The organism is Rhizobium sp. AAP43 (assembly GCF_001296045.1).
In the GTDB taxonomy this organism is placed as follows: Bacteria; Pseudomonadota; Alphaproteobacteria; order Rhizobiales; family Rhizobiaceae; genus Allorhizobium.
This window is the reverse complement of the sequence record NZ_LJHS01000042.1, coordinates 1-3,965: the sequence shown is the minus strand read 5'-3', so window position 1 is coordinate 3,965 and position 3,965 is coordinate 1. Positions and strand designations below refer to the sequence as shown.

Genomic DNA, 3,965 nt, shown 5'->3' with positions numbered 1-3,965 from the left:
TCGGCGCCGAGCGGCGAGACAAGCCGCAACACGCGGCTTGCCTGGATGAAATCGGCAGATGAGGGCTGGTCGGTCATGACACGGCTCCGGGATATGGTCGGAGCGTCTTGCGTGCAGGCGGCGGGTGGCAATTTTGCGCACGAAATATGGCAGGGAAATCAGGTGGTGACAGGCATCACTCCGGCCACCACCGGGCCGCGTTGGCGGAGCCCGCCAGCTATCTCAATCGCCGATGGCCACGTCTTCCGACCCCGTCTCGGCCGCACCGCCGCAATCGATGGCGTCGCCGATCCGGCCGGCAGGCCTGCCATTGACGAAGACGGTGGCAGACCCTGCCGCTAGCGCCCGCCCATGGGGGCCTTCATGGCCAGCCTCACAGGCATGGGCGGCAAAACTGTCGCCGACGCGCATCAGTGAGCGGCCGTTCACGTAGACATCCGGACTGCCGCCCGTCGCCTGGCTTGGCGGGAAATGGCAGGCATGGCCGGAGCCGATGTCACCTTGGCGATGGGCTGGGGGCATGGGGAAATCCGATCAGGAAATAGCAAGCGACAAAACGCGCCTCAATTCCAACGACACCAATTTGGTGTGTCGAAGATTATCGTGTTTTGCTCCGGATCCATTTGTACGTACTTCATCTCTCTGAAGCTCCAAATGAAAAATATTTTGTTCTGAACAACCCCGGCATGAATTGTAATTTCTGGAGGCCGATATATGTTTAGAAACATGTTTATGGAATGCCACGCAAATTGCTTGTAGTGTAAATCAAGGATACTTCTTGAGCATTCGTGATCTGGAGAAATTCGTTGCGGATCTGATGACCAGTACGGGAAAACGTAATAGTAATTATCAGTAAACTGCCTATTTGCGTAATATGAAAGCAGTGCATAGGGGGCTGATAGTATCGACAAGCCGGCAACAAGAAAGGTGAATACCAGTAAACGTCTCATATGCGCCCATCCCAGTCCGGGTTACGGGAAAAAATAGCGAGAAGATCCGCAATCGAAATCGGGAGAGACTTTTGCCCGAGCGCATATCCCTCCTTGATCGATTGAACATCCACGGGGTCGTCGGAATTTTCTATCTGTTTATTGTCGAGTTGCTGAGCCCCCGCCGCGCCATCAAGCACATGATTCAGTGAAAATCCGGCTTTTGCCGCGATGTATCCATAGTGTATATTTGACCAGACATCATAATAGTAGACATAACCACTGTTACCAAGTCTATGTTGAGCGCCCCATACCGGGCGGAGTATCGGCTTATGGTCCCATTGACCTCCTTCACGACCTCCACAAAAAACTAGGTCTTGGAAGTGATCAGCCCAGTTGCCTTCGTTGCTGTGAGTTCTGCATCCAAATATCATGCTAGCGGCGTTGCCAGCGACAGGATATCCACCAGTCAGCCAGCTCCCCTCCATCTTTAGATATTTCGACATATTCCTAACATCATCGGAATTGCCATTTGTATTCATTTCGGTTGCCATGTAATCCGCGACGGATGCAACTAGGGATATACGGCAAATGAGCTGCTCGTCTCCGGGGCGAGAGTTGGGAGGGGGGGCGCTGAGGCCCGCTTTTTCGACATGAATCGGTTCTAGATGCACGCGCCCCACTGCTATGCCTTCATGGGCACTTGCGTGACGCAGTGTGGCATATCCGGGTTCTTCGACCCATACCACAACTTCAAAGTTAGTCGCCTTGAACTCAGCTTCACTGATCAAGAAGTCAAATCGCTGGCCTGACAGCTTGTGCTGCACATTGCCGGAATGCTCCGCCACAACACGATAGTTTTTAGTATTCCGTTTTGTAAAGGTGCCTTCTGTATGCTCCTTTGAATCCCGACCCATTGGATTTTGGTCAAAATAGGCTTTTAACGTCAGGCTTCGATTGTGGGTTATCTGCTGCTTTTTATCGGTAGGAGGCGGCGAGAGAAAAATGGTAAGCCAGTATTGTTTTGATGCCATTACATTGTGCTCTAATTCAGATTTATCTTGGCGGCCTTGGCCGTAATGGCCTCATCCCCTTCGAGTAGTATTCGTACTCCCACCAAAGTGATCTCGCCTGATGACTTCATGGTCAGGCGCGCAGAACCACAGGCAAGCGTGATTTCCTCTCCTGACTGAATCAGTCTCAGTTTTCCGGAAGACTCTGTGAACTTCTGTCCGGCACTAAGTGAAATCGTATTGCCTGCGGAAACCTCATAGCTGCTGCCGGCAGACGAATAAATGCCAACACCAGCATTGATCGAGCTGACCGCTCCGACGTTCTCAACTTTATTCTTCTCGATCGTCAAAAATGCCGATCCGCCGCCGGATGTCGTTTTGCCGCCCAGCAAGGCTGCTACATCCCCTACGCCCGTGGCGGCCCGTGCCAATCGGCGTGGAACCAGAGTGCCAGCACCACCGGGCCCGACAGATAGGAACATGTTTCCTCCAATCACTTGCGAATGATTGCGCTCGACTTCTACAGCTGCGCTGTTGCCGATGGACTGGACCCAGTTATTATCAATGCGTTCGGACTGGTTGTTTCGTGTTTTTTCGTTGCGGTCCTTCTGGGCGTGGACGAAAATTTCTTCCCAACCGTTTTGATCCTCGAAGCTGAGTTCGTTGAAGCCGATCCCCTTGTGCGTCTGCGTCCGAAACGTACTCTTCGTCTTGTTGGCGGGTAAGGTATACGGCACCTTCTGCTGCGGGTTTGGCACCACGCCCGTCACCAGCGGCCGGTCGGGGTCGCCGTCGATATAGGCGACCATCACTTCCATGCCGATGCGCGGGATCACCTGGCCGCCCCAGCCGGCACCGGCCCAGTTCTGCGCAACGCGCACCCAGCAGGTGTCGGTGCCGTCCTTCTTCGCCTTGCGGTCCCAGGGGAACCAGACTTTGATCCGGCCATACTGGTCCGGATGGATTTCCTCGCCTTGAGGGCCTGCGACGATCGCCACCTGTGTGCCCTCGATCTTCGGGCGCTTCGTCTCACGATGCGGGGTGAGCGGCACGCGGGACGGGATGGCCTCGAAGGTGTTCACATAATCAGGACGGTCTTCTGCCGTCTCATAGGAACGGTCGACCACATCATGGCGGATGGCCACGATGACATGCTCGTCATAGCGATGATCGGGATGGGCGACCTCGTAAGGCAAAAACCGCCGGCCGGCTTCGAGTACGCGCACGCTCGATGCCCCATGCACCCGGTCGTGATCGGCTTCCGACGCCTGGACCCGCAGCTTCTCCGCCCGCTCGGCGTCTGCGACAGAGGCGATGCGGGCGGGATATTCATAGAGCTCGCGTTTGATTGCATCCGGCATCTGGATGAGCGACGGCGTCTCCGTCCCCGGCACCATGGAGGGTGTCTCGAAGTTCCAGTCGGCGCCGGAGCGTTTGCCCGGCACATAGGTGAAGCGCTTTTCCCAGGCGGTGATGTGATTGCGGTCGGTGGAGCCTTGCGCCAGACGCACCCTGCTCTCGCCCTCGGCAGACGCCGAGGGTTTTAGCCAGCCGGAGGCGCTGTCGGCGACATGCAGCTTGTGGCGGCCATTCTCGTGGCTGAACCAGAAGAACAAACCGTCCTCTTCAAAGCGGCGCAGGAGATAGGCAAGATCAGTCTCGTTCCACTGCACGCTGTAATGCTGGGCAGGCGGCGGAGTGATCACGCCGGCCGTCTCGGCGGCGGGAATGCCGTGTTCGGAAAACAGCGTGTCGAGCACCTGAAGCGCTGTCTTGTCCATCCAGATCCGGCAATCGGAGCGGCGCGACAAAAGCCACATCTGCGGCCTGAGCACCATGGAATAGGCGCGAAGCCCGCGCGTGATCGGCGGTCCCTCGGAGAGATCCGTGACCAGACCGTTGAACGGCCGGCGGATGGGCTGGTCCTCCTCGCCGTCACCACCGCCACCGCCCTGGCTGACCTCCAGCGAGACATCCATCAGCCGCCCGATCAACTCTTCCGGCTTCACCTGCGGTTTCTTCG

3 protein-coding genes are annotated in these 3,965 nt (G+C 56.5%); all 3 read right to left on the bottom strand.

Annotation, left to right across the window (positions count from 1 at the left end; translation table 11 throughout):
• Positions 1-222 precede the first annotated feature (222 nt).
• Entirely contained in the window at positions 223-522 is a 300-nt protein-coding gene (locus IP76_RS18745) for a PAAR domain-containing protein (RefSeq protein ID WP_054159768.1), read from the bottom strand.
• A gap of 424 nt (positions 523-946) precedes the next feature.
• Positions 947-1,963 carry a polymorphic toxin type 44 domain-containing protein gene (locus IP76_RS18740; protein WP_082352611.1) on the bottom strand — a complete coding sequence of 339 codons (1,017 nt, stop codon included), beginning with the start codon at positions 1,961-1,963 and terminating at the stop codon, positions 947-949.
• Positions 1,964-1,974: 11 nt separating this feature from the next.
• Positions 1,975-3,965: type VI secretion system tip protein TssI/VgrG (tssI, locus tag IP76_RS18735; protein WP_156318643.1), on the bottom strand; the 1,991-nt coding region annotated here is incomplete at its 5' end.

Bases quoted from the DNA above. Each gene is read 5' to 3' on its own strand.
- IP76_RS18745 (WP_054159768.1), bottom strand. From the start codon at position 522: ATGCCCCCAGCCCATCGCCAAGGTGACATCGGCTCCGGCCATGCCTGC.
- IP76_RS18740 (WP_082352611.1), bottom strand. From the start codon at position 1,963: ATGGCATCAAAACAATACTGGCTTACCATTTTTCTCTCGCCGCCTCCT.